Source organism: Coriobacteriia bacterium, from assembly GCA_013334745.1.
Lineage (GTDB): Bacteria > Actinomycetota > Coriobacteriia > Anaerosomatales > JAAXUF01 > JAAXWY01.
Genome location: JAAXWY010000027.1, coordinates 15,213 through 34,652 on the forward strand (window position 1 = coordinate 15,213; position 19,440 = coordinate 34,652).

A 19,440-nucleotide genomic window follows, 5' to 3' on the forward strand; every position below is an offset into this window, starting at 1 on the left:
TTCAGGCAAGGCTCGCCCGCCGACTGAGCCGAGACGCGACGCGGACCCCGAGATATGGTCTCGAGGCCCGCGTGTCGCTCAATCTCTTGGTACGGCAGCTAACCGCAGTTGCAGCGCTTCTCGACGTAGTTCCAGTAACGGTCGACCTCGGCCTGAACCGCCGAGAGGAGCTCGGCGTTCTCGGGCGTGAAGAGGTGCTTGAACCTGCCCTGCGGCTTGAGGAACTCCTCGATGGGCTTGCGCTCGCGCACGTTGACCGTCATGCGCCACTCTCCGTCTTCGACCTCGAAGCACGGCCAGAAGCCGGTCTGCACGGCCGCCTTTGCTATCTGGATGGTGTCCTCGGGCTTGGTACGCCAGCCACGGGGGCACGGCGCAAGCACGTTGAGGAACGCCGGACCGTCGACGGCGAACGCCTTCTCGGCCTTGGCGGTGAGGTCCTTCCAGTGGCTGACGGACGCCTGAGCGGCGTACGGAACGCCGTGCGCCGCGATGATGGATGTGAGGTCCTTGCGGCGCTGCGTCTTGCCCTGCTGCGCCTTGCCGACCTCGGCGGTCGTCGCCCACGCACCGAACGGCGTTGCCGAGGAGCGCTGGATGCCGGTGTTCATGTACGCACCGTTGTCGTAGCAGACGTACACCATGTCGTGCCCGCGCTCCATGGCACCCGAGAGCGCCTGCAGGCCGATGTCGTACGTGCCGCCGTCGCCACCGAATGCGACGAACTTGACCTTCTTGTCGGCCGGAATCTTGCCGGCAGCCTTGAGGCCCTTGAACGCTGCCTCGACGCCGGAGATCGTCGCCGAGGAGTTCTCGAAGGCGTTGTGGATGAACGGGGTCTTCCACGAGGTGTACGGGTAGATCGTCGTCGACACCTCGAGACAACCGGTCGCGCAACCTGCTACGACCGGCTCGGTGCCAGCGCCGAGCAGGATCTGGCGCACCGCGATGGACGCGCCGCAACCGGCGCACAGACGATGGCCGCCCGCAAGGCGGTCTTCTCGGCGGGAGAGCTCTTTGATGTTAGCCATGTGTATCCCTCCCTACCGGGCGCCGAGGTAGACGAGCCCGCTGGGCTTCGTCACACCGTCTGCTAGGTCGGTCAGATCGTCGAATACCTGGTTGATGAGTTCGAGTTTCACGTCGGCGCCGCCGAGGCCGTAGATGTAGTCGATGACCATCGGGCGGTTCTCGGCGTCGTAGAGGGCTGTCTTGACCTCGAGCGAGAGCGGCCCGCCGTCAGCGCCGAACGACTCGGAACGGTCGAGCACAGCAACCGCCTTGACGCCCTTAAGAGCTGCGGCGAGTTCCGCCGACGGGAACGGGCGAAAGACGCGGACCTTGAGGACACCGGCCTTCACGCCTTTGGCACGAAGCTCGCGCGCGACGTGGCGGGCGTTTCCGGCGGTGGAGCCGATCGTGACGATCGCGATCTCGGCATCGTCCATGCCGAAGCCCTCAACGACGTCGAACGGACGACCGGAGAGCTTGGAGAACTCATCGCCGATGTCCTTGATGACCGACCTCGAGCGCTCGATCGCCTCGCGCTGCGCCTTCTTGAACTCGAAGTACGTGCCGCCGAGGCTGGCGAAGTTGCCGTGGCTCGTAGGGTTCTCGATGTCGAGCAACGCGTTCTCCGGCTCGTACTGCCCCACGAACGCACTCACTGACTCGTCGTCCATGATCTCCGCGCGATCGATCGTGTGCGTGGTGATGAAGCCGTCCAGGGTCGTGAAGACCGGCAGCTTGACGTCGGGGTGCTCGGCGACGCGCAGGGCCATGAGCGTGTTGTCGTAGGCCTCCTGCGCGGTCTCGGCGAAGTAGATGATCCAACCGGTGTCACGGGCGCCCATGATGTCGCTGTGATCGCAGTGGATGTTGATCGGAGCGGCGAGCGCACGGTTGGCGTTGGCCATGACGATCGGAAGGCGCAGGCCGGCGGCGATGTGGAGCTGTTCCCACATGTAGGCCAGACCCTGCGACGACGTGGCCGTCATGACGCGGGCGCCAGCCGCAGAAGCGCCTACGCACGCCGAGAGCGCGGAGTGCTCGGACTCGACGCACACGTACTCGGTGTGGACGCGACCCTGCGCCACGAACTTCGCGAAGTCCTCGACGATCGCGGTCTGCGGCGTGATGGGGTATGCGGCGACAACGTCCGGAGCGCACTGGCGAAACGCCTCGGCGACGAGGCTGTTTCCGGTGGTGGCGATAACCGTCTGCTTGACCATCTACTTCTTCACCTCCGGGAGCTCGCAGCCCTCGGGAACCATCTCGATGGCATCGAACGGGCATTCCTTGGCGCACACGCCGCAGCCCTTGCAGTGCTTCATGTCGAAGTCGTAGACCTTGTCGTCCTTCACGAGCACCGAGGTGTCGGGACAGAAGATCCAGCACAGCAGGCACTGTGTGCACTTCTCGTCATTGCGGTACGGGAAGACATTGCGCCATCCACCCGTGGAGTACTCTTCTGAGTTGCCGGCAACCGGAATCACTGCCCCGTTGGGGAACTGATCGCTGCGCCAGTTGTCCATGTCGGACACATCCCACGTCTTGCTCATGCCACGGTCACCTCCGCGTACGCCCGGTCGACCGCGGCGAAGTTGTCGTCAATCATCTGCTGGCCGAACTTCTTGCCGAGGTTCTTGGCCAGAAGCCCCTTGAAGGCCTCGAGGTCGACGACCGCGGTGGCCTTGATGAGCGCGCCCACGATGGGGGTGTTGGGGATGTCGCGCTTGATGGTGTCCACTGCGATGCCCGACGCGTCGACGCAGGCGACCTTGACGCTGTCGTCGAGTCCGAGCGCGACCTTGACCTGGTCGGCAGGGCTGCAGGTGTTGATGATGATGGTGCCGCCATCGCGGATGCCCTCGGTCACGTCGATGACGTCGATGAGCGTCTCGTCGAGAACGACGACGATGTGAGGGAACTCGATGTTGTTGTGAATCTCGATGGGCTCGTTGCTGATGCGAGTGAACGCCTTGATCGGCGCTCCCATGCGCTCAGGCCCATACTCCGGCATGGCTTGCATGAACCGGTCCTGCGAGAGTGCGGTCTCCGCGACTACCTTCGCCGCCGTTACCGCTCCCTGACCGGCGCGCGCATGCCAACGGATTTCCGTCAGCTGCATGTGCGTCCTTCCCTCCACTCGAGCACCGTGGTGCTGCGGGCGCTACGCCCCCGACCGGGCGATAGGTCACACAAGGATAGAGGCGAGTGTGCCCGTCGTCGGCGTGCGGCACGGCAAGCGCGGTGAGCGGGGTCCTACAGTCGGTGAACGGTAGGCAGAATCTGGCAATTCGAGCCGCCCGCGCGCGGGCCGTGACTGATATGTACGCCTCGGCGGCCCAAAACCCTCTACCCGGGGGCGTCGAAGCCCCTCGAAACGCTCCGACTACATCTCCCGACGGGCCTCAAGCGCGCGTCCGAGCGTGACCTCATCGGCGAATTCGAGGTCCCCTCCGACAGGAAGGCCGGAGGCGATGCGCGTCACCTTGATGCCGAGCGGTTTGATGAGGCGCGCGAGGTAGAGCGCGGTCGTCTCACCCTCGACGTTGGGGTTGGTCGCGATGACGACTTCGGTGACCTCGCCGGACGCGAGCCTGTCGATGAGCTCACGCACGCGAAGACGCTCGGGGCCGATGCCGTCGATGGGCGATATCGCGCCCTGAAGCACGTGGTAGACGCCGCGAAACTCGCCGGTCCTGTCCACCGCGACGAGGTCGCGGGGCTCTTCCACGACGCAGATCGCACTGCGGTCGCGCTGCGAGTCCGAGCACACACCGCACAGCTCTTCCTCGGCGAAGTTGAAGCACACCGGGCAGAAGTGGATCGTGCGTTTGACCTCGGTGATGGCGTTGGCTAGACGCTCTGCGTCTGCGGCCTCGGCCGTGAGCAGCCAGTACGCGATTCGCTGCGCGGACTTGGGCCCGACGCCGGGAAGGCGCTCGAGCTCCTCAAGCAGTCGCGCGATGGGCGGTGCGTAGCGCATCAGCGCTCAGCTCCGGGCGTGGCGCGAGGACTCACATCAAGCCCGGAAGGTTCATGCCGCCGGTGATCTCGCCCATGCGGCGCTGCTGCAACTCCTGCGCGGCACGAACAGCCTCATTGACGGCCGCAGTGGTCATGTCCTGGAGCAGCTCGACGTCGTCGGGATCGACCGCAGTGGGGTCGATGACGATCGACTTGATGATGAGGTCACCGCTGATCGTGACCTTGACGGTGCCGCCGCCGGCCGAGGCTTCGAGCTCCTCGTCCTTGAGCTGCTCCTGCATCTCGGCCATCTTGGCCTGCATCTTCTGCGCCTGCTTCATGATGTTTCCGAAGCCCACGGTCAGTCATCTCCTTCGTCGTCGAACAGGCCGGGGTCGTCGGGACCCGGACCCGGGTGGTCGCTTCCATCGTCATCGGCTTCATCGCCGAGAAGATCGTCGTCTGACTGCGGCGCGTGCTCGCCGATGATCTCGCCGCCGAGATCGTGCATGAGCAGGCGCTCGAGCGAGCTCTTGGGCTCGGGAGCCGGCTGCTCGGGATCGTCGTCCTGGGGCGCGGGTGCGGGCGCGGCTGCCGGCTCGGATGCGGATGCGGGCGCGGGCTCCGGCTCGGATGCGGGTGCCGGCTCCGCGACCACGGGCGCCACTGTCGACGCAGGCTCCTCGGATGCCGCCGGCGCGCCGGTCTCGTAGTACGCAGGCGGCTCGTCGTCGTCGGCCGCCTGCACCGGCGGCGCGACCGGCGCGACCGGCTTGGCGGGCGTCGAGCGCACGCCTCCCCGACCGAGCTGGTAGCGGAACGGCGGGGGCGAACCGAGAACCGACGCGAGAGCGAGACGCAGCATGTCGCGCAGCTCGGGCTCCTCGGCCATCTGCATCGCGAACGCACCGTCGGCGGGGAACTCGAGGACGAGTGTGGCGCCGTCGGTGTCGATATCGACCTCTACCTCGGCGTACTGCGACGCGCGAGAGGGCTTCAGCTTCTTGATCTCGGCCATCACGGCCGGCCAGGCACGCTTGGCAGCGGCGCGGTCGAGGGGGCCGATGTACGCGGGGGCCGCAGGCTCCGGGGCGGGCGGCGTTGGCGCAGCGGCCGGAGCGGAAGCGGCTTTGTCTGCGGCAGGCGACGACGCAACGGGAGCCGCCTTCGGCTGCGGCGCAGGCGCTGGCGCCACCGTAGCGGGAACGGCGCCGCCGCCCAGCAGTGCGGCACGCTCCAGGCTCTCGACGCGCTCGGCCAGTGCCTCGAGCGTCATCTCGCCTTGCGGGCGAGCCATACGCGTCAACGCGACCTCGAGCGAGAGGCGCTGGTCGCTCGACCAGCGCAGTTCGCTCGAGAGCTCGCCGAGCAGGCCGAGGACTCGCTCGAGCCGCTCGGGGCCACCGAACTCGGCGGCCTGCGACGCAAGGCGCCCGGCCTCCTCGGCGGTCACATCGACGAAGCCGGTGGCGTCGCCGACCGCTGCGACGAGGTACAGGTTGCGGACGTGGCCGGTGAGTTCGCGCACGAACTCCGCGAGGTCGGTGCCGTCCTCGACGAACCGCGAGACCCAGCGGAACAGCTCAGCGATGTCGCGACGGGCCACAAGTCCGGCGATCTCTGCGAGCGCCGCCGAGTCAACCTCGCCGAGCAACCCTTCGACGTCGGCGACACCGATCTTGCCGCCGGTGAACGACGCGAGCTGCTCGAGTGTGGTGATCGCATCACGCATCCCGCCACTGGCGTGCCGCGCGATGAGCGCAAGGGCCGCGTCGGGGACTTCAAAGCCCTCGCCGTCGCAAATCGCACGCAACCGCCCGACGATGTCATCGATACCGATGCGATGGAAGTCGAAGCGCTGGCAGCGCGAGAGGATCGTCTCAGGCACCTTGTGTGCATGCGTGGTCGCCAGGATGAATACGACGTGGGTGGGGGGCTCCTCGAGCGTCTTGAGCAGCGCGTTGAACGCCGCCGTCGAGAGCATGTGAACCTCGTCGATGATGTAGACCTTGTAGCGGCCGCGGGTGGGCGCGAAGTTCACGCGACCGATGATCTCCTCGCGCACGTTGTCGACGCCGGTGTTGGATGCGGCGTCGATCTCACGGACGTCGGGGTGGCGGCCCTCGGCGATCTCAAGGCAGTCGCCACAGGTGCCGTCGGGCTCGCCCGTGGGCCCCTTCTCGCAGTCGAGCGCTTTGGCGAGAATGCGCGCGGTGGTGGTCTTGCCGGTGCCTCGTGGGCCCGTGAAGAGGTAGGCGTGGGCCACGGTGCCGTCCGCTACGGCGTTTCGCAGCGTGCGCTCGATGTGCTGCTGACCCACGACCGCGTCGAATGTCTGCGGTCGGTACTTGCGGTAGAGGGACTGATGCGCCACATCCGGCCTTTCGACTTGCCTCGGATTCCCGACCAGAAGTATACAGGCCGGCTGCGACAGCGCGGCTCGCGCGCAACGCACGACGACGGGTGGCCCGAGTGGACCCGGACGCTCAGCAGAGGCCCCTTATGGCTGCTGCCTTCCGGCCCTGACCAGGTTCGGGACATGCCGCCGTCCGAGCCCACTCGACTCACCCGTCGCGGGAGAAGCGAGTATACGCTGCCGCAGCAGCGCGTGCCACGCTCAGCGCGCTGGCGCTACTCGCCCGCTTCGACCTGCTCGGCGGGCTTCTTGGTGCGCGACTTGATCGCGTGATACGCCGTCGGCGCCACGGAGACGACGATGATGCCGATGACCAGGTACTCGAGGTTGTGCTTGACCACGGGGATGTTGCCGAAGAAGTACCCCGCGCCAAGGAACAGCGACACCCAGGCCGCTCCACCGGTGACGTTGAAGAACGTGAAGCGCTTCCAGTCCATACCACCGATGCCGGCCATGAACGGCGCGAACGTGCGGATGAACGGGAAGAAGCGCGCGAGCGAGATCGTCTTGCCACCGTGCTTGGCGAAGAACGCGTTGGTGTCGTCGATGTACCTGGGCTTGATGATCCGCGGGAACTTGCCCGAGTCCAGGATGCGCTGTCCGAAGAACCTCCCGATGAGGTAGTTCGTCCCGTCGCCGAGAACCGCCGCCGTGAACAGCAACACGAGCAGCAGCCAGATGTTGAGCAGCGGCTCGCCGTCGGGGCCGGTGATCGCAGCGAGCGCGCCGGCGGTAAACAGCAGCGAGTCACCGGGGAGTACCGCCATGACGACGAGTCCGGTCTCGCAGAAGATGATGAGGAACAGCATCGCGTAGACCCAGCCGCCGTAGGTGCTCACCCACGTGCCGAGTACGGTGTCGAGATTCAAGAACAGGTCTACGAAGAAGTTGAGCGCTTCCACAGATCTCCTCGGTCGGAATCCGGCCGGTCGATTTCAGGCCTCAGGAGAGGATACTGCATGGCGCCCGCTATTCCCTGCCAAGACGCCGAAGGTGACGCATCGTGCCTTCCTCGCGCACAATGAGGCCATGACCGACAAACCGACTCACGAGCGTTACTCGATCCCTCACGACCCCGACCTCTTCTCGGACACCTGGGCCGAGGACTCGGACTGCCCCAACTGCAAGGCCTCACTGCCGGCGGGCGCCTCAAGCTGCCCCACGTGCCACCAGTGGATCGGCGAGTGTGGGCATGCGTGCGGTGGTTGCCCCTCCCCGATCTGCATCGGCGGAGACCGCGCAGCGGCGAAACGAGGTCGGCCGTGACCGACTTCTTCGCGCAGAACGGGCCGGCCTGGCTCGCAGCCGTCGCCCGCCGGATCTCCCGCCGTGCGTTCGACAGTCGCGAGGTCGACGCCGAGAAGCTCGACGCTCTCGATGCTGTGTGCAAAGGATTCCGCCCGCATCCCGACGCTCGGACCGTACTCGTGCGCGAACCCGCCGTCGACGTCTTCTCCGGGATTCTCGGCAGCTACGGCAAGGTGACCGGGACTCGGCACGTACTGCTGTTCATCGGTGCCGGTGTGGCGCCGGCGCGCGACAACCACGTGGGATACACGGGCGAAGCGGCGATCCTCGAGGCGACGGCACTCGGTCTCAACACCTGCTGGATCGGCGGGTTCTTCAGCCCGGCTCGCACCGCCCGCGTCGTCGAGCTCGCTCCCGATGAACGAGTCCTCGCCGTGTCGCCGGTCGGCCACGCGTTCGGCCAGCTCACGCTGACCGAACGCGGGATGCGGGGCCTCTCGGGCGCGCACGAGCGGATTGCTGTGGCGCGCATGGCGCCTGGCTCGGTGAAGGGCGGCTGGCCTCAGTGGGCGGTTGCAGCGGTCGAGACAGCGCGGCTTGCGCCCAGTGCCATGAACCGTCAGCCGTGGCGGTTCCGTTTCGACGCCGGCGCGCTCGTGATCGCACGCGACAACCCCTCGGAGACACCGAAGGTCACCAAGCGGCTGGACTGCGGCATCGCGATGTTGCACGCGGAGCTGGGGGCGCGTGCCTCGGGCGCTGATGGAGCATGGCGCGAGCTGTCCACCGGCCTCGACCTCGCCCGCTACGTCACCACTCGCCGAAGCTGACCCACCACTCACGGAGGCGGCGCGCAGGAGGTTTGTCGATTCTCGGGTACATTCTGGCGGGGAGCGACGCGCCGGCACGCATTCTCCTACCGTTTGAACGGGAGACCGCACAATGAGGATTACGATTGCCGGAGGAAACGGCTTCATCGGCCGAGAACTCACAGCGCAGCTCGTCACCGCAGGCCACGAAGTGACGTGGCTCTCCCACAGGCCCGGCTACGTCAAGCCGCCAGCCGGCGTCAGCGAAGTCGCCTTCGACATGGCCGACGACTCCGGCGCGTGGACTGCGGCGATCGTCTCGGCCGAGGCCGTCGCCAACCTCTCGGGCTTCCCCATCGCGAGTCGCTGGAGCGCCCGCACAAAGCCGCTGCTGCGCACGAGCCGCATCGACACCACCAACGCCATCGTCGCCGCTATCCGAGAAGCGCGTTCGATCGGCGCGGGCCCCGACGTGCTGGTCGGAGCGAGCGCGGTGGGCATCTACGGTGACCGGGCCGACGAGTTCCTGGTCGAGACGTCGCTGACCGGCTCGGACTTCCTCGCCAAGCTGGCGGTCGACTGGGAAGCGGCAGCGTTCGCGGCCGAGGAGTTCGGCTGCCGGGTCGCCACGATTCGAACGGGCATCGTGCTCGGCGATGAGGGTGTCCTCCCTCGGATGCTGGAGCCCATGCGGCTGTTCGTCGGCGGACCGATCGGGAGCGGCCAGCAGTGGGTGAGCTGGATCCACATCGCGGACATCGCAGGCCTCTATCGTCACGCGCTCACCACCGAGGACGTGTACGGCGCCATCAATGGGGGCGCGCCCACACCGGTGCGCATGACCGACCTCTCGGCAGCGCTCGGAGAGGTGGTGCATCGGCCATCCTGGATGCCCGTGCCTGATTTCGCGCTCAAGATCGTGCTCGGCGAGGTCGCACCGTACACGCTGATGAGTCAGCGGATGTGCGCGGACAAGGCGATCGACGTCGGCTACACCTTCCGCTTCCCGCATGTCGAGGCCGCCCTCACCAACCTGGTGGCGGTCTAGCGGTGACGATGAACCCCGTACTCAAGCGGACGCTCGCATGGCTCGGCGGCATCGTGCTTGTCGTCCTCGTCGGAGGCGTGGCCGCGGGGGTGTGGTGGGGCACGCACCCGCTCGGGCCCTCGACTGCCGCGCTTGCGGCGCTGGAGAGCGACTCCGGCGTGCGGGTCGCGAAGACCGGCAGCGGCTGGGAGTTCGCCCCGGCCAGCGGTGCCGAGCCGACCTCCGCACTCATCTACTACCCGGGCGGCCACGTCGATGCGCGCAGCTACGCGCGCTACGCCCGTGACCTCGCGGCGAAAGGCCATCTCGTCGTGGTGCCGATCATGCCGCTCTCGCTGGCGGTCTTGAACGCGAGCGCCGCCGATACGGTGATTGCGACGCATCCATCGATCTCGAGCTGGGTCATCGGCGGACACTCGTTGGGTGGAGCGATGGCGGCGCAGTACGTCGCGCAGAACCGCGGCCTCCTCTCCGGCCTCGTATTGCAGGGGGCGTATGCGGCACCCGGTACGGACCTGAGCGCCGAGACGCTGATGGTTCTGACGCAGGTCGGGACGCTCGATACCGTCGTCAGTCAGGAGAATCTCTCGGCGGGTCGTGCGCTGTTGCCGCCGAGCGCGCGCTACGAGGATCTACAGGGCGGCAACCACGCGCAGTTCGGCGACTATGGGCCTCAGCCGGGCGACACCGCGAACCCGACGATGAGCGCAGACGAGCAGCGCCGACTCGCCGTCGAAGGCACCGCCCAGGTGCTTGAGGCGGCCGCATCGCGGTGACGCGGCGCACGCGGCTTTCCCGCATGGATTCGCGCTCCCGCTCGCTGTAACGCATACTGCAGCCATGACATTCGAAAGCCTTGGTCTGAATCCAGACATACTGGCAGCGGTATCCGAGATGGGTTACACGGAACCAACGCCCATCCAACTGCAGTCAATTCCGCTCATCCTCGAAGGACGCGACGTTGTCGGCGCAGCCCAAACGGGCACCGGCAAGACCGCCGCGTTCACCCTGCCGCTCATGCAGCGCGTGGGCATGGGCAGCGGGTCGCCTCGCGCACTCGTCGTCTCCCCCACCCGTGAGCTCGCGCAGCAGATCGAGAAGGTCGCCTCGGTGGTCGGCGAACACACCGGACAGCGCACCTGCATCGTGGTCGGCGGCGTGAAGTACGAGCCGCAGGTCAAGCGCCTCAAGTCCGGCGTCGAGATCCTCGTCGCAACGCCCGGTCGTCTCATCGACCTGCAGCAGCGCGGCGACCTTGACCTGTCCAAGGTCGAGATTCTCGTGCTCGACGAGGCGGACCGCATGCTCGACATGGGCTTCTGGCCCAGCGTGCGCCGCATCCTCGCGCACCTGCCCGCCAAGCGTCAGAACCTGCTGTTCTCGGCGACGCTGTCCGAAGACATCACCAACATCGTGGGCCGCATGCTCCACGAGCCGGCCTACGTCGAGATCGCGATCAAGGGCACGACCGCCGAGGGCATCGAGCAGGCCATGATGCCGGTCGAGCAGTCGCAGAAGCCCGAGCTCCTCGCCGGCGTGCTCCAGCGCCGTGGCGCCGACCGCGTGCTCGTCTTCACGCGCACCAAGCAGCGCGCCGACATGCTCGAGACCATCCTCACGCGCATGGATATCAAGGTGGGCGTCATGCACGCCGACCGCACGCAGGGTGCTCGGCAGGCCGCACTCGAGGACTTCCGCGCCGGCAAGATGGACGTGCTCATCGCCACCGACATCGTCGCGCGTGGCATCGACATCTCCGACATCAGCCACGTCATCAACTACGACGTCCCGGAGAACCCCGAGGACTACGTGCACCGCATCGGCCGTACGGGCCGCGCGGGCGCAAGCGGCTACGCGCTCACGTTCGTGGGCCCCGATGAGATCGTGCAGCTTCGCGAGATCGAGTACATGCTCGGCAAGCTGCTGGAGGTCGAGGATCTCGAGGGCTTCGACTACCGACCGGGTCGCATCATCCCGTTCGAGGGCCGGCCGGTCACCAAGAAGAAGCGCAGCGTCTTCGGCGGCAAGGTCAGCGGCTCTCGCCGAGGCAACCGCCGGCTCTAGGCCCGCAGCCCACCCAAGCCCCATCGGTCGCCGCACTACTGCGACTGCAGTACGTCGACTCCCACCCCGAGGATTACCTTCACGCGCGATGTCGCATCCGGCTCGGGCGTGATCGTGATGCGCGTCTGCGCTGCATTCTTCACCATCGTGAGCGTGATCGCGCCCTCGGACGGCACAGCCTCCGAGACGACCTCCCAGTCGCGAGCAGACAGCGCCTCGGCGTACCACGTCGCGACGCTCGCGGGCGGCTCGGGCAACAGCAGCTCGTAGTCCCACGCAAGGTCCCCCTGAGCGCGACCGGCGACCACCTCGCCCATCGGCACCGGCACCTCTGCCTGGAAGTTCTCGGCGATGAGGGTCTGCTTCTGCTCGATCGTCATCGGCTTGAGCTGCGATGCCGCCACGGCGGGCTTCTCGGCGGCGGGATCGACCTGCGAGGTTATGCCGATGCATCCGGTGAGCGCGCCTACGGCGATGACGGCGCAGAGTACAGCGACTGCACGTCGAATGTGGCGATGCGACACTGGCAAGTCCCTTCGTCGGAGAACCAAGTATCCCATGATGCGGGGACTCCGCGTGAAGGAGCGCGAATGTAGACTGAGGGTATGCCTCACACGAACAACGCCGAGCAGGCCCCGCGCGCGCGCTTCCGCGATCGGCTCGAGCTTGCCGACCCGCGAGCTCTGCGAGCCACATCGCTACGCACCCTCATGCTGAACGTCACACTTCGCTGCGACCTGGCGTGCGCGCACTGCCATCAATCGTGTTCGCCGGCCCGCACCGAGGAGATGTCCCGCGAGACCATGCTGGCCGCGCTCGAGCTCGCCGGCTTCATCAAGCCCGAGCTGATCGACGTGACCGGCGGCGAGCCTGCGCTCTGGAACCACATCCGTGAACTGGTTGCGCTGGTCCGCGAGTCGGCGACCCCCCTGCGAGTACGCACGAATCTCGTTGCCCTGCGGCGACCCGAGGCCTCTGACCTGCCGGCGCTGTTCGCCCGAGAAGGGGTCGCACTACTCGCTTCGCTGCCCGAGACGTCGAGCGAGGGCGTCGCCGCGCAGCGTGGGCGCACCGCCTTCGACCAGTCCATCGACGTCCTTCGCGAGCTCACCTCGCTGGGATACGGTGCCGATGGCGGCCCGGTCCTCGACGTGGCCTACAACCCCCCGCTTGGCGAACTGTCGCTTCCCGAGGCCGAGGTCACCGGCCGATTCCGAGCCGGTATCGAGGAATACGGCGTCCGCTTCAACGCGCTGCATGCAATCACGAACGTACCCGTGGGCAGGTACCGCGACCGTCTGCGGGCCGGGGACGAATTGGATGCCTACGTTGCACTGTTGGCCGCTGCGTTCAATCCGGACGTCGCCGGGTCCATCGCATGCCGAGAGGGGCTGACGATCGGCTGGAATGGAGAACTTGCGGACTGCGACTTCAACCTTGGTGCAGGCCTCGGGCTGCTGCGGGGTCCGCGCACGCTGGATGAGGCCCTCGCCGCTGCACGGGCGGACGGTGCCGACGCACGCCTCGGCGACTTGGCGACGCGATACGTCGCCTTCGGGCCGCACTGCTTCGCCTGCACCGCCGGTCCGGGCTCGAGTTGAAGCGGGCAGCTGCTGTGACCCGGTCGGGCCGCCGAAACCGCATCTGTCTGCTCGTCCGGTTCCCGCGCCTCGGCGGCGTCAAGACGCGGCTCACGCCTCCCCTCTCGGACGAAGAAGCGCTCGCTCTTCACACGCGGATGGCCCGCCACACCCTTCGCAGGGCGCGCGCCGTTGCCGCCACGGCAGAGGCGCGCGTCGAGGTGCGTACCGACGCGGCGTACGCCCGATCCGCCCACGAGTGGCTCGGGGGCGGATTCACCGCCCGCTACCAAGGTGAGGGCGATCTGGGTGACCGCATCCGCTTGGCGTTCGGGCAGGCCTTCGGCGCGCGCGTGAAACGCGTGGTCGTGATCGGGAGCGACTGTCCCCGGCTTGCCAGCACCCACCTACGCGATGCGCTCGCGCGGTTGGATCATGCAGACATCGTTCTCGGGCCCGCCGAGGACGGCGGGTACTACCTCGTCGCGCTCAGAGCGGAGTCGGCCAAGCGCTCGGTCCCGATCCTGTTCAGTGGCATCCCCTGGAGCACGTCGGATGTGCTCGCTGCGACCCTCGCAATCGCCGAGAAGAACGACCTCACCTACGCGCTGCTCGAGACCCTGCCCGATGTCGACCTGGCTGCCGACCTCGCCGACGCCGCTGCCGCCCTTGACGCCGCCAGCCTACCTGCCGATCCTGCGGTGTCGGTCATCATCCCCGCACTCGACGATGCGGACTGCATCGCTGAAGCGATTCAAAGCGCGCTGACTGCCGGCGCGCTCGAGGTGATCGTGGTGGATGGCGGCTCCCGGGATGCCACGCGAGAGGTGGCGTTCTCCGCGGGCGCCCGGGTGCTCGAGTCCACACCGGGGCGGGCGGTTCAGATGGACCGCGGCGCACGAGAAGCCTGCGGGAGCGTACTGCTCTTCTTGCATGCGGACACCGTCTTGCCCGAGCACGCCGCTGCCCTGGCGTGCGAAACGCTCTCCTGCGATGGCACGGTTGCCGGAGGATTCACCTTCTCCGTCCCACCGTCGGCGCGCCACAGCCGTCTGATCTCGGCGATCGGGCGAGTGCGCCACTCGTTCGGCGGCGCTCCGTGGGGCGACCAAGGCGTATTCCTCGCAGCCCAGACGTGGCGAGATCTGGGCGGGTTTGGGGAGCTCCCAGTCATGGAGGATCTCGAGATGGGACGGCGTCTGCAGCGGCTCGGCACGGTGGTCATTCGACCCGAGCCGGTCGTGACCTCGGCCCGCGCGTGGGAGGAGCATGGACTGTCTTGGCCCACAGCGGTAAACGCGTTCTGTATCGCCGCGTACCGAGTGGGAGTGGATCCCGAGCGCGTCGCCCGGTGGAGGCGTCGCATCGCGCCAAGCCAACGCCTTCGACCAAAGGAATCGTCGTGACAACCACTCCGTCCCCCATCGACATCGCCGAGCGCATCCTCGCGGAACTGCGCGCGCAAGCGAATCCCGAGAACCTCGAGGGGATGGCGCGCTATGGCATCGCGACCGAGAACGCGCTTGGCGTGTCGGTGCCGTTCATGCGCGCACTCGCTCGCGAGACACGCGCGGGCCTGAAGCGCGATCGCGCGGCGTGGCACGAGCTCGCGGCGCACCTCTGGAGCAGCGGCGTGCACGAAGCTCGCATCATGGCCACCTTCATCGACCACCCATCTCAGGTCGACGAGGCGCAGATGGAGTCGTGGATCCTCGACGTCGATTCGTGGGATCTGTGCGACCAACTCACGAACAACCTGTTCCGAGACTCCGAGTTCGCCTGGCAGAAGGCCGTCAGGTGGACGGAGCGCGACGAGGAGTTCACCAAGCGCTCGGCGTTCGTGCTCGGGGCGACGCTCGCGGTCCACGACAAACTCGCCGACGATGCGGCGTTCGTCGGGCTGCTGGAACTCGCCGAGCGCGAAGCCGGCGACGAGCGCAACCTCGTCAAGAAGGCGATCAACTGGCAGATCCGGCAGATCGGCAAGCGCTCGGCCGCACTCAACGGTGTGGCAATCGCCTTGTGCGATCGGATTCTCGAGCTCCAACCGGATTCGAAGGCCGCGCGATGGATTGCACGCGATGCGCTGCGTGAACTGAGGAGCGATGCGATCCGCGCGCGGCTCGGGCTGAGCTGACGCCTTACTGGTCGCCGCCGGATGCCGTCGCCGTGCGCTCGGCAGCGCGACCTTCTCGGATGCGATCGGCGCCCTTCTTGAGCGTCCCGGCGAGCAGGAAGCCCGCGAAGAACAGCACCGCCGCGCCCATCTCGGCGAGGTAGAACAGCGTCGTGTTACCGGCCTTCGCCAGCCCGCCACCCGATGCGATGACCATGGTCGCTGCGGCGATGAGCACGTTTGCCCACATCCGGTACGCGAACTCCTTCTTGCGCAGGAACCGGATGATGGACAGGACCGCAGCGCCGAGCAACACGAACGTCGCGGGAATCGTCATCAGCATGGACATCACGCGGGGGTACGTCATCGCGCTGCCGCCGAGCGCCGCGTAGCTGGAGAGCTTGGGATTGGCGAGTTCCTCGGCGACGAGCTGGGTCGTGAAGACGCCGAAGGCGAACGCTGCGAAGCACACCGCGTTGTAGGCAAGGTAGACCCGCGGCCACAGCGGCTTTCGTGCGACGAGCGACAGGCTGCCCTGAGCAAGTACCGCCACAAGCGACGCCGAGGTCAGCGCGTAGAGCCGGAAGGTGAGTTCGCCCCACCCGCCGCTCAGCTGCATGACGGCTTCGAGCAGTGCCGCCGAGGCGTACATCGCAAAGCCGATCGTCCACCACAGCTGGTGGGGCTTGCGGCGCGCGAGCCATTGCATCGCGAGCAGCACGGTGAAGACGCCTACGAGGATGCCGGTGGCCATGGGGAGAACCCAGCTGTTCAGTGCGCCGCTCATGAACGTCCGCCCTTCGCGTTCGGTGATGTCGGGTGCAGCGTACCTGCTCGGCGGGGCGGATGCCACACGCGACGGGCCGGATGCACGGCTACTCGTAGTGAAGTGCCGAGACGATGTCGAGCCTGGCAGCCGTGCGCGCCGGAATGATCGAGGCGAGCAGCGCGAAGCCGAATCCCGAGACGACCGCCGTGGTGATGCCACCCCACGGGAAGTAGTACGGCATCACGAACATCGTCGAATCGAGCACGTAGACGAGCGCGTAGCCAAGCGCGATACCGCCTGCAATCCCAAACGCGACGCCCACAGCGGCAAGCAGCATCGCCTCAGCGACGACCATCCCGCGAATCTGGCCGCGCGTCGTGCCGACCGCTCGCAGCATGCCGATCTCACGGGTTCGGGCGAGCACGCTGATCGCAAGCGTGTTGAGCAGAGCGAGCAGCGTCGGCAGCGCGAACATCCCGATGAGGATGTCGAACACGATGAACGTCTGCGAGAAGATCGCCGACTGCGTCGCCTTGAAGCCGGCTGAATCGTACAGAACGAACTGCGGGTAGTCGGCGGCCAGCCGCCCGAGCGCCGCCTTGACCGCCGGCTTGCCCGCACCCGGCTTGGCGTTGGCGAGCACGAGAACGTTGCTGCGCACGTTGAAGTCGTCGGCGAGATTCTCCTGCGAGATGTAGACCGTCGACAGCTTCGCGTTCAGGTAGTCGGTCGCGACGCCGACAACCGTGTAGTCCTTGAGGCCGTTGGGGGTCTGCAGCCTTACGCGTTGGCCCACGGTCATGCCCTGCTGACCAGCGGTGATGCCGTTGACGAGCATCGTCCGGCCGGAACCCAGTTTGGCCACGTCGGCATCGCTCGTCCCCTTCGAGAACGTGAACGACGCCACCCTGGGGTAGACGACCGGGTCGATACCAACGACCTGCACCTGGCCGGCGCCGATCTGCGCCTGGCCCAGCCGCAGCGTCGCGACGTCACCGACGCCGGGCGTATCGGCGATGCGCTGCACGAACGACGAGTCGGCGCCCACGTTCGCCCCGCCGAGGATCAGCCCGTTGGGGATGAACACGAAGTCGGAGCCGAGCGACTTGTCGATGTAGTCGAAGAAGCCCGTGTACAGCGAGGTCACGACACCGAGAATCGCGACCACCAGCGCGAGTGACACGAGGATTGCGGCCGCGGTCGCCGCCGCACGCCCGGGCTGTCGGGTCACGTTGGAGCTGGCCAGCTCGGCAGTTGCCGGTGCGAACGGGCGCACGAGCGACGACAGCGCCGATGCGAGCGGCTTGATGAGCACCGGTGCGACCAGGACGAGCCCCACGAGCGCGCCGGCAGCCCCGAGGCTGACGAGTGCCAGCTGCCGCGACGCGAGCATGAGCCCGCTCGTGCCCAGCACCACCCATCCCACCACGACCCAGGCGCTGCGCCTGCGCTCCTCGACCTGCGCGGCCTGCGGCCGCAGCGCCTCCAGCGGCGTGATGCTCGCTGCGCGGCGCGCGGGGATGACGGCGGCGGCGACCGTCACGCCGATGCCGAGCACGATCGCCGAGACCCACGTGCCCGCCGAGTAGCTGGGGCTCACGTCGGCGTTGATGTGCATGATGTCGCGCAGTATCGGGTTGTAGAACTGCAGCGCCGCGAGCGTGAGCAGATATCCCGAGACGATACCGACCACCGTTCCCAGCACGCCTTGCATCACGCTCTGGATCAAGAAGACGCCGAGGATGGTGTTGCGGCTCGCACCGATGGCGCGCAGCATCCCGATGTCGTGGCGCCGCTCGGCCACCAGGGTGCCGAAGGTGTTGAGGATGATGAATCCGCCCATGATCAGCGCGAACACCCCGAAGAACGTGAACATGTAGTTCGCGGTCTGCACCGAGGCGAGCAGCGAGCTTTCGTTGGACAAGCCGCCGACCACGTAGTCCGAGCCGAGCTTGCGGCGCACCGCGGCTTCAACCGCCGCCCGATCCGCTCCCGGGTCCAGGCGCGCTTCGACGGTGCTGATGGTGTTGCCGACGCCGGTCATGCGCTGCGCCTCGGCAAGGGTGACGTAGACCTCGGGAGCCGAGGGCGAGGAACCGCTGGCGAGCAGCCCCACCACCGAGAAGGGCTCGGTGCCCGAGACGGTGGGGATCTTAAGCGCCGAGCCCACGTGCAGCCCGAGTTTGGTCGCCGTGTCGGTGCCGATGACCACCTGGCCGTAGTCACCGTCGTTGAGCATGCGGCCCGATGCCAGGCCGAACGAGCGAACCTTCTGGGCAGTGCGAGGGTCGACTCCGACGAGCGTGATGACCGAGACGGCGGTCCCGTTGGGCATGCCGACCGACCGGCGCACTGACGGCGACGCCACCGCGATACCGGGGACGTGCGCGACTTGATCCGCGGCGGACGCGTCAAACGTGCCGCCACTGGAGCCGGAGACGGTGAGGTCGACCTGACCCGCGGCGGCGAAAAGCGTCTTGGTGAACACATCGGCTAGCCCGGGCATCATGCCGTTGAGGCCGAAGATCAGCGCGACGCCCAGGGTGATAGCGAGCGTAGTGAGCACCGTCCGCCCGGGGCGGCCCCGAAGATAGCGCCACGCGAGTGTGGCCGAAACCCTCACAGCAAGCCGGCTCTCTCCATCGCGACGCGCGCCGCCTCAGCGCCACCGTCGCGCGGCATGGCGACGTCTTCGACGACCCGACCATCGCGCATGAACACGATGCGATCGGCGTGGGAGGCGATGCGCACGTCGTGGGTGACCATGATGATCGCGCGATTCCACTCCGACGATGCTTGCTTGAGCAGGCCTGCTATCTCATCGCCGGACTTCGAGTCCAGGTTGCCCGTAGGCTCATCGGCGAGGATGAGGTCCGGGTCGGTGACGAGCGCCCGCGCCACGGCGACCCGCTGTTGCTGCCCGCCCGAAAGCTGATCGGGCTTGTTGCGCAGCCGGCCCTCGAGGCCGACCTTCGCAAGCCACTCCTCGGCGCGGCCCCGCGCGATGGGCGCCGCAACGCCATCGAGTGTGAGCGGCAACGCTGCGTTCTCGGCGGCGTCGAGCACCGGTATGAGGTTGAAGAACTGGAAGACGAAACCGAGGCGACGACGGCGCAACTCCGTCATCTTGGTGTCGTCCATCTGCGCGATGTCTTCCCCGCCGATGCGGACGGTGCCGCTCGTCGGCCTGTCGAGTCCACCGACGAGGTTGAGGAGCGTCGACTTACCGCAGCCGCTCGGGCCCATGACGGCAACGAACTCGCCGGCTTCGACCGAGAGATCAACACTGTCTAGAGCCGTGACGGCAGTGTCGCCCTCGCCGTAGACCTTCGTCAGGCCGCTGACCTCGACAATCGCCATACCTGCAGGTCCTCCTCCGGGCTGGAATCCGGGCGCTCGTGGAGCCGCCCCGCGTGGC

At 67.3% G+C, this 19,440-nt stretch carries 20 protein-coding genes and 1 other RNA gene; 8 read left to right on the forward strand and 13 right to left on the reverse strand.

Annotated features, from left to right (window positions below):
* Positions 1-98: 98 nt before the first annotated feature.
* The 9 genes from HGB10_07865 to HGB10_07905 form a co-directional block, all read right to left on the reverse strand.
* Positions 99-1,031 carry a pyruvate ferredoxin oxidoreductase gene (locus tag HGB10_07865; GenBank protein ID NTU71717.1) on the reverse strand — a complete coding sequence of 311 codons (933 nt, stop codon included), beginning with the start codon at positions 1,029-1,031 and terminating at the stop codon, positions 99-101.
* A gap of 12 nt (positions 1,032-1,043) precedes the next feature.
* Positions 1,044-2,231 (reverse strand): pyruvate ferredoxin oxidoreductase, encoded by a 1,188-nt coding sequence (gene porA, locus HGB10_07870; protein ID NTU71718.1) that lies wholly within the window; start codon positions 2,229-2,231, stop codon positions 1,044-1,046.
* Positions 2,232-2,561 (reverse strand): 4Fe-4S binding protein, encoded by a 330-nt coding sequence (locus HGB10_07875; protein NTU71719.1) that lies wholly within the window; start codon positions 2,559-2,561, stop codon positions 2,232-2,234.
* Positions 2,558-3,130 (reverse strand): pyruvate synthase, encoded by a 573-nt coding sequence (locus tag HGB10_07880; GenBank protein ID NTU71720.1) that lies wholly within the window; start codon positions 3,128-3,130, stop codon positions 2,558-2,560. Before HGB10_07880 ends, HGB10_07875 begins: the two co-directional genes overlap by 4 nt.
* Before the next feature lie 264 nt (positions 3,131-3,394).
* Positions 3,395-3,991 carry a recombination protein RecR gene (gene recR / locus HGB10_07885; protein NTU71721.1) on the reverse strand — a complete coding sequence of 199 codons (597 nt, stop codon included), beginning with the start codon at positions 3,989-3,991 and terminating at the stop codon, positions 3,395-3,397.
* Between the two features lie 31 nt (positions 3,992-4,022).
* A complete protein-coding gene (locus tag HGB10_07890) occupies positions 4,023-4,313 on the reverse strand; it encodes a YbaB/EbfC family nucleoid-associated protein (protein NTU71722.1) in 291 nt (96 codons plus the stop codon).
* Between the two features lie 20 nt (positions 4,314-4,333).
* Positions 4,334-6,346: a DNA polymerase III subunit gamma/tau gene (dnaX, locus tag HGB10_07895; GenBank protein NTU71723.1), complete on the reverse strand. Its 2,013-nt coding sequence runs from the start codon at positions 6,344-6,346 to the stop codon at positions 4,334-4,336.
* Positions 6,347-6,438: 92 nt separating this feature from the next.
* An RNA gene (gene ffs / locus HGB10_07900) (signal recognition particle sRNA small type) lies at positions 6,439-6,534 on the reverse strand.
* 69 nt (positions 6,535-6,603) lie between these two features.
* The gene (locus HGB10_07905; GenBank protein NTU71724.1) at positions 6,604-7,290 is read right to left on the reverse strand and encodes a DedA family protein; all 687 of its coding nucleotides are present in this window, start codon (positions 7,288-7,290) and stop codon (positions 6,604-6,606) included.
* 91 nt (positions 7,291-7,381) lie between these two features.
* On the opposite strand from HGB10_07905, the gene HGB10_07910 reads away from it, so the two are divergent.
* The 5 genes from HGB10_07910 (at position 7,382) to HGB10_07930 (ending at position 11,557) form a co-directional block, all read left to right on the forward strand.
* On the forward strand, positions 7,382-7,654 hold the full coding sequence (locus tag HGB10_07910) for a hypothetical protein (GenBank protein NTU71725.1): 273 nt from the start codon (positions 7,382-7,384) through the stop codon (positions 7,652-7,654).
* Complete coding sequence (locus HGB10_07915; GenBank protein ID NTU71726.1) at positions 7,651-8,466, forward strand: nitroreductase; 816 nt, start codon at positions 7,651-7,653, stop codon at positions 8,464-8,466. Before HGB10_07910 ends, HGB10_07915 begins: the two co-directional genes overlap by 4 nt.
* 112 nt (positions 8,467-8,578) lie before the next feature.
* A complete protein-coding gene (locus HGB10_07920) occupies positions 8,579-9,493 on the forward strand; it encodes a TIGR01777 family protein (protein NTU71727.1) in 915 nt (304 codons plus the stop codon).
* A gap of 8 nt (positions 9,494-9,501) precedes the next feature.
* On the forward strand, positions 9,502-10,269 hold the full coding sequence (locus HGB10_07925; GenBank protein ID NTU71728.1) for an alpha/beta hydrolase: 768 nt from the start codon (positions 9,502-9,504) through the stop codon (positions 10,267-10,269).
* Positions 10,270-10,333: 64 nt separating this feature from the next.
* Entirely contained in the window at positions 10,334-11,557 is a 1,224-nt protein-coding gene (locus HGB10_07930; protein ID NTU71729.1) for a DEAD/DEAH box helicase, read from the forward strand.
* 35 nt (positions 11,558-11,592) lie between these two features.
* Here the strand turns inward: HGB10_07930 and HGB10_07935 are convergent, their stop codons facing one another.
* Positions 11,593-12,081: a hypothetical protein gene (locus HGB10_07935; protein ID NTU71730.1), complete on the reverse strand. Its 489-nt coding sequence runs from the start codon at positions 12,079-12,081 to the stop codon at positions 11,593-11,595.
* Positions 12,082-12,162: 81 nt separating this feature from the next.
* Here HGB10_07935 and HGB10_07940 point away from each other — a divergent pair, with 81 nt between their 5' ends.
* Genes HGB10_07940 through HGB10_07950 form a run of 3 tightly spaced genes read left to right on the forward strand, consistent with a single transcriptional unit; the run spans position 12,163 to position 15,274 of the window.
* Entirely contained in the window at positions 12,163-13,158 is a 996-nt protein-coding gene (locus HGB10_07940; GenBank protein NTU71731.1) for a DUF3641 domain-containing protein, read from the forward strand.
* 14 nt (positions 13,159-13,172) lie between these two features.
* The gene (locus HGB10_07945) at positions 13,173-14,543 is read left to right on the forward strand and encodes a DUF2064 domain-containing protein (protein ID NTU71732.1); all 1,371 of its coding nucleotides are present in this window, start codon (positions 13,173-13,175) and stop codon (positions 14,541-14,543) included.
* A gap of 17 nt (positions 14,544-14,560) precedes the next feature.
* A complete protein-coding gene (locus HGB10_07950) occupies positions 14,561-15,274 on the forward strand; it encodes a DNA alkylation repair protein (protein ID NTU71733.1) in 714 nt (237 codons plus the stop codon).
* 4 nt (positions 15,275-15,278) lie between these two features.
* Here the strand turns inward: HGB10_07950 and HGB10_07955 are convergent, their stop codons facing one another.
* The 3 genes from HGB10_07955 to HGB10_07965 form a co-directional block, all read right to left on the reverse strand.
* A complete protein-coding gene (locus HGB10_07955) occupies positions 15,279-16,040 on the reverse strand; it encodes a hypothetical protein (protein NTU71734.1) in 762 nt (253 codons plus the stop codon).
* Between the two features lie 88 nt (positions 16,041-16,128).
* Positions 16,129-18,645 (reverse strand): FtsX-like permease family protein, encoded by a 2,517-nt coding sequence (locus HGB10_07960; GenBank protein ID NTU71735.1) that lies wholly within the window; start codon positions 18,643-18,645, stop codon positions 16,129-16,131.
* Positions 18,642-19,382: an ABC transporter ATP-binding protein gene (locus tag HGB10_07965; protein NTU71736.1), complete on the reverse strand. Its 741-nt coding sequence runs from the start codon at positions 19,380-19,382 to the stop codon at positions 18,642-18,644. Before HGB10_07965 ends, HGB10_07960 begins: the two co-directional genes overlap by 4 nt.
* Positions 19,383-19,440: the final 58 nt, after the last annotated feature.

What these genes read in the sequence shown, in the direction of transcription:
- recR (NTU71721.1), bottom strand. Translation starts at nt 3,991, where the DNA reads ATGCGCTACGCACCGCCCATCGCGCGACTGCTTGAGGAGCTCGAGCGC.
- HGB10_07890 (NTU71722.1), bottom strand. Translation starts at nt 4,313, where the DNA reads ATGAAGCAGGCGCAGAAGATGCAGGCCAAGATGGCCGAGATGCAGGAG.
- HGB10_07955 (NTU71734.1), bottom strand. Translation starts at nt 16,040, where the DNA reads ATGAGCGGCGCACTGAACAGCTGGGTTCTCCCCATGGCCACCGGCATC.
- HGB10_07965 (NTU71736.1), bottom strand. Translation starts at nt 19,382, where the DNA reads ATGGCGATTGTCGAGGTCAGCGGCCTGACGAAGGTCTACGGCGAGGGC.
- HGB10_07875 (NTU71719.1), bottom strand. Translation starts at nt 2,561, where the DNA reads ATGAGCAAGACGTGGGATGTGTCCGACATGGACAACTGGCGCAGCGAT.
- porA (NTU71718.1), bottom strand. Translation starts at nt 2,231, where the DNA reads ATGGTCAAGCAGACGGTTATCGCCACCACCGGAAACAGCCTCGTCGCC.
- HGB10_07865 (NTU71717.1), bottom strand. Translation starts at nt 1,031, where the DNA reads ATGGCTAACATCAAAGAGCTCTCCCGCCGAGAAGACCGCCTTGCGGGC.
- HGB10_07930 (NTU71729.1), top strand. Translation starts at nt 10,334, where the DNA reads ATGACATTCGAAAGCCTTGGTCTGAATCCAGACATACTGGCAGCGGTA.
- HGB10_07880 (NTU71720.1), bottom strand. Translation starts at nt 3,130, where the DNA reads ATGCAGCTGACGGAAATCCGTTGGCATGCGCGCGCCGGTCAGGGAGCG.
- HGB10_07925 (NTU71728.1), top strand. Translation starts at nt 9,502, where the DNA reads ATGAACCCCGTACTCAAGCGGACGCTCGCATGGCTCGGCGGCATCGTG.
- HGB10_07920 (NTU71727.1), top strand. Translation starts at nt 8,579, where the DNA reads ATGAGGATTACGATTGCCGGAGGAAACGGCTTCATCGGCCGAGAACTC.
- HGB10_07940 (NTU71731.1), top strand. Translation starts at nt 12,163, where the DNA reads ATGCCTCACACGAACAACGCCGAGCAGGCCCCGCGCGCGCGCTTCCGC.